General features: G+C 73.0%; 3 protein-coding genes and 1 pseudogene. 2 read left to right on the plus strand and 2 right to left on the minus strand.

The annotated features are described in order from the left end of the window. A pseudogene (locus PH189_RS30160) lies at positions 1–562 on the minus strand (hypothetical protein); the annotation flags it as partial. A 738-nt stretch (positions 563–1,300) separates the two neighbouring features. On the opposite strand from PH189_RS30160, the gene PH189_RS30165 reads away from it, so the two are divergent. Next, positions 1,301–2,065: a lipase family protein gene (locus tag PH189_RS30165; protein WP_274192559.1), complete on the plus strand. Its 765-nt coding sequence runs from the start codon at positions 1,301–1,303 to the stop codon at positions 2,063–2,065. Between the two features lie 554 nt (positions 2,066–2,619). Here the strand turns inward: PH189_RS30165 and PH189_RS30170 are convergent. After that, the gene (locus tag PH189_RS30170; RefSeq protein ID WP_274192560.1) at positions 2,620–3,888 is read right to left on the minus strand and encodes an SRPBCC family protein; all 1,269 of its coding nucleotides are present in this window, start codon (positions 3,886–3,888) and stop codon (positions 2,620–2,622) included. A 565-nt stretch (positions 3,889–4,453) separates the two neighbouring features. Between PH189_RS30170 and PH189_RS30175 the strand changes: the two genes are divergently transcribed. Beyond that, positions 4,454–4,768, plus strand: a complete 315-nt coding sequence (locus PH189_RS30175) for a hypothetical protein (RefSeq protein ID WP_274192561.1) — start codon at positions 4,454–4,456, stop codon at positions 4,766–4,768. Positions 4,769–4,946: the final 178 nt, after the last annotated feature.

Below are 4,946 nucleotides of genomic sequence, written 5' to 3' on the forward strand. Positions count from 1 at the left end.
CCGGCGCGCCGGCCGGTCCCTGGTCCCCCACGGAGCCCTGGGCGCCGTCCTGACCATCGCTGCCCGGCTGACCGTCGGCACCCGGCGCGCCGGCCGGTCCCTGGTCCCCCACGGAGCCCTGGGCGCCGTCCTGACCGTCGCTGCCGTCCCGGCCGTCGGTGCCGTTCCGTCCGTCCGTGCCCTGGTCGCCCGTCGGTCCCGGGTCGCCGGCCGGGCCCTGCTCCCCGGCGGGGCCCTGGTCGCCCGCGGGCCCCTTCTCGCCGGCCGGGCCCTGCGGTCCGGGCTCCCCCTGCGGACGATCGTCCGTCCCGGAGCCCGCGGAGCGCCGGGCGGAGGACGCGGTGTCCTTCTCCGCGGACGACGTCGTTCGCCGGGTCGCGGGTCGGGCCGACTCGGTTCGCGCCGAGGCGTTCCGGGCGCTGGTGGATCGGGCGGACGTCGACGCCGCCCCCTCCGACCGCGTCACGACCGGACGCGCCTCGGCGGCCTTCCGCGCGGGGACGTCGTCGGTGTCGCGGTCGCGTGATTTGATCGCGTCGGTGCGGTTGCCTGTCTGTGCCAAGAGGTCTCCTCGAGAGGAACCGGAGACCGACTGAGTTTCGGTCCCGGTGCGGGTCGATCGCTCGCCTGGACGGCGCTGCGGATCGGCCGGGGGTGGTGAAGGAGCGGAGACGGACACGCCGGGACTGGGGTCGTGCTCACGGGTCGGGCCACGGTCGGGACCCGAGGGTCGGACCGCGGCTCGGGGCCACCGCCTACCCTGTCCACGGTAGGCGCAGCAGTGCGGCGATCCCACGGATTCGCCCGTGGCGAACCCCACCGGACCCGGGGTTTCCCGACGAGCGGTGCCCCCGGATGCGGAGTCCCGGCTCAGCGCCCAAGGGTCGCCCTCCACGCACCGAGGCCGGCGGAGCGGGCGCCGGCCCAGGTTCTCCCGGGCGCGGGAGGAGTCCAAGGCCGGCGTGGTCGCGGGCTGCACCACTGCAGAGATGGCGGCAGGGGCCCTGGCCCGGTGGGTGCCCCTGCGGATCGGGCGCACGGTGCGTCGCGGCACTCGTTCCTGCTGCGGTGAGGTGGGCGCCGTCCCCTCCACCGGGTTTCGCCGTCGAGGTGGGAGCCGATCCCACCGGCAGGAACCCACGGGAGCGGCGCCTCCGAGCTGTTGCACCCGGTCGTGGTACACCGCTGACCAGACCTTGAGCGGCCCGTCGTGCACGCACCGCCGACTCTGGGATGAGGGTTCGTCATGGTCCAGCGTCACTCGCGGAACGGATCGCCGAGGCGCCGCCTCTTCGAGGCGATGACCAGGGTCGGGCTCGAGCACGCGGGCCGGGCGGCGGTCGGCGTGTGCAACCGGGTCGACGCCCTCCGCGTGCCCGCCGACCCCCTGGTCGCGGATCCCCCCGAGCGGTGGCGAGGTTCCGGACCGGTGGTCCTGGTGGGCGGCTTCGCGGCCACCGGCCCGGTGCTGGCCCCCATGGCCGGATGGCTCGAGCGTCTCGGGTGGGACGTCGTCCCGGTGACGGACGGCGCGGGGCTGGGTTGCGCCGGGCGCGCCGCGGACGCGCTGACCGAGCAGCTGCACGTCGCGGCCGAGCGGTCCGGCACGCCGGTGCGCGTGATCGGGCACAGTCGCGGGGGCCAGTTCGCCCGCGTCGCCGCGCGCCAGGCCCTCGATGCGGGTGTCGACGTCGCGGCCCTGGTCACCCTCGGATCACCGTTCGACCTCTACGGCCTGCGCTGGCCGCTGCTCGCCCAGGCCACGGCGCTGTCCCTGGTCGGCAGCCTCGGCGCCCCGGGCCTGGCCTCCCTGGCGTGCCTGCGCGGCCCGTCGTTCCGCGCCGGGCTCCGCGCGCGCTGGACCCCCGAGGTGCCGTTCACCAGCATCTACAGCCCCCACGACCGGGCCGTGCCGGCCTCGTCGAGCATCGACCCGCACGCCAGGAACGTCGAGGTCGCCACCGGCCACGTCGGTCTGCTCACGACCCCGTCGGCGCTCACCGCGGTCGCGGACGCGCTGGTCACCCCCGACGCGAGCAGGGCGGTCCCGCTCTCCGCGGTGTGAACCAGCCGGCAGCGCCCCCCGGCCGGGCCTCCGGACATCTCCTCGCGTTCCCTCGACGGGGGGACGTCGACCGCGGGCACCACCGGTCGAGCAGTGATGGCCCCGGACCCGGCGCCGAGATCGTCATGCCGGACCGAGGGGAACACCATGACCGAGGGCGACACCAGCCGGACCCATACGCCGCCGGGGGGCGACGCGACGGAGTTCCTGGCTCGATGCCCGCGGGACAGCGGGACGAGCCCACTCGAGAGCGAGGGCGTGAGCCCGCCGCCCGTCCACGTGCTGGTTCACTGCCTCGCCGACGTGTGGCGCTGATCAGCCGCGACCACGGACCTCACTTCCGGTGGACCTCCCAGGCCGGCCGCGGTGCGAGACCGACCCACGACGCCGCGGATCGCCCGGGCGGTGGCCGTGAGGGTGCTGGCCGAACAGGAAGTGGTGGTGCAGGGCTGGAGCGAGGGACACGCGCTCGGGACACCGGCCAGCTTCCGCGCCCACCCGGTCGCGACCGGGCGGGCCGCTCCAGCCTCCGCACCACGCTCCGCTGACGGTCCTCAGGCGGGCGCCGGGCGCCGGGACCGCTTGGAGGACGTGGAGGACCGCCCCTTGCCGGGACGCTGCCGGGACCGGCGGGCGGACGTCCCCGAGTCGGTCGTCGAGGTGACCTCGTCGGCCTCCTCGTCGGCCGGCTCGTCGGCCTCGTCCTCGACCTCGTCGTCGACCTCGTCCTCGACCTCGTCGTCGACCTCGTCCTCGACCTCGTCCTCGACCTCGTCCTCGACCTCGTCGCCGACCTCGTCGCCGACCTCGTCGTCGACCTCGTCGCCGGCCTCGTCCTCGACCTCGTCGCCGGCCTCGTCCTCGACCTGGTCGGCGGAACCGTCCGCGTCGGCCTGCTCCTGTTCGAGGGCCTCTTCGTGGGTCGTGACGACCTCGCTGTCGCGGATCTCCCCGCGCCACCCCTCGAGGTCCTCGTCAGCGGTCAGGATGGTGTCCATCTGCAGGTGACGGCAGAAGTGCTTGAACTCCAGCCGCGTGCGCCGCCCCACCGCCCGCCAGAGGTTGCCGGTCTTCTCGAAGAAGCCCTGGGGGTAGTACTCGAGCACCAGGAGGATGCGCGTCAGGCGCGGGGCGAGCTCGTGGAACGAGACGTGGCCATCGGCATAACCCTTGGCGCCGGTGGAGCGCCAGACGATGTGGGTGTCGGGAATCTGTTCGACGATCGTCGATTCCCAGCTGCGGTGCGACCAGAAGACCTGCGCCTTCCAGTTGATCTTTTCGTCGGACTCCTGCTCGACGGTCTCGACCTTCTTCATGAACGAGGGGAAATCGGCGAACTGGGTCCACTGGTCGTAGGCCGTACGCAGAGGGACACCGACATCCATCTGTTCGGTGATGTTCATGAACTTGAACTTCCCCGAACCGCCCGCTCCCCCGGAGCCACCCGATCCCCCGCCGGTGCCGGTCTCCGCGGCGCTGTCGGTGCCGCTGTCGCTGTCGCTGTCCTTGTCGGTGTCCATACCGAGGGCTCCTTTGACCGTGTTGCCGACTCCGGATGTGAGGGAGGAGAGGCCTGATGTGAGAGTGCCGGTGGCCGACCCTGTGCCGTCACCGCCGCTCAGGACACTGCCGAGCCCGTGGCCGCCGTTCTCGGCGACGTCGGTGAGCCGACCGGTGAGGCCCTCGATCTGATCGATCGCGGCCTCCACGGCCTTGTTCGTCATGGTCGTCAGCAAGGTCTGCGCGGCCTCGGCCAGCTTGTCGGTGGGCAGCATCTCGAGCAGCCCGTTCCGGGTGTTCGATCCCTGCTCGGTGTCGGTCATGCCGGTGCTCCTTCGACGCACGCTCACGGTGCCGGGAGGAACACATCGACCGAGGGAGAGAAACGGCGCCCTCTCCGCATTCACGGCTCCCGGCGACGGCCGGGTCCGGGGCTCGCTCGACCGGACGCTACATCACGTGCAGGATGACGCAGGTCGACTCGAAACGAGGAACCGTACGGCGGAACGAGAACTGCGCATCCCGCCGAGGGGCGCCGCTCGATCAGGGGCCGGTGACGACGTGATCGGTCCGTGGTCGACGAGCATCCGATGTAATTCGCCCGTTCGCGTGGGAGGAGTCTGTGCGAACGGCGGAGAGCGCAGTGCCCTGGGACGAATCCCGCAGCCTGCCGGTACCCGTCTCGCTCGCGCCGCGGTGCACGGGTCGACCTGATCCCGTGTCGTGCATGGGCACGCCGACGAGGGGTACTCGGGGGACGGTGTCGTCACGTCCCCGAGCCCCGCGGTCGTTCCCACCCGATTTCCTTCCCGCCCGGATTCCCGATCCGGGCTCGGTCGGTCCACCACCGATCGTCCCCGAGCGACACCGAGCAGACAGGCTCTCCCCATGGCTGATCCGTCCTCCGGACCAGGTCCGTCCGACGACGATCCACTGGAGGCCGACGAGGCCCGCCGCAACCCCGAGGACGCGGTGGACGCCCTCGAACAGAAGGTGCTCGGCGGGCCGGAGCATCGTCTCGACGGCGGGTACCCCGACGACCTGAGCCCCACGGAGCAGAACGACGTCGACCACCGCGACGGCGTCGCGCCGCCGGGCGGCGGGTCGGAGGAGCCGGGTCCGACGACCGAGCCGGCCTTCGCCGTCGACGTCGACCCCGAGGACCAGGGCAGCCCCGGCGTCGCCCCCCGCAACCCGGACTGACGGCGGCGCCGACATCGTCGGCGGCCACGGGCCCGGGCCCGCTACTGCTCCGGGCTGCGGCGGGTGAGCTGCTCGGACACGGTCGCGGTGACCTCGGTCCAGGAGTCGTCGAACTTCGAGAGACCCTCGTCCTCGAGGACCTGGTAGACGTCGTCGACGTCGACGCCCACGTGGGCGA

The sequence above is a fragment of the Actinomycetospora chibensis genome (genome assembly GCF_028737215.1).
Classification (GTDB): Bacteria; Actinomycetota; Actinomycetes; order Mycobacteriales; family Pseudonocardiaceae; genus Actinomycetospora; species Actinomycetospora chibensis.

Excerpts from the sequence above, each read along its gene's own strand:
- PH189_RS30165 (WP_274192559.1), top strand. The coding sequence starts at position 1,301 with ATGACCAGGGTCGGGCTCGAGCACGCGGGCCGGGCGGCGGTCGGCGTG.
- PH189_RS30170 (WP_274192560.1), bottom strand. The coding sequence starts at position 3,888 with ATGACCGACACCGAGCAGGGATCGAACACCCGGAACGGGCTGCTCGAG.
- PH189_RS30175 (WP_274192561.1), top strand. The coding sequence starts at position 4,454 with ATGGCTGATCCGTCCTCCGGACCAGGTCCGTCCGACGACGATCCACTG.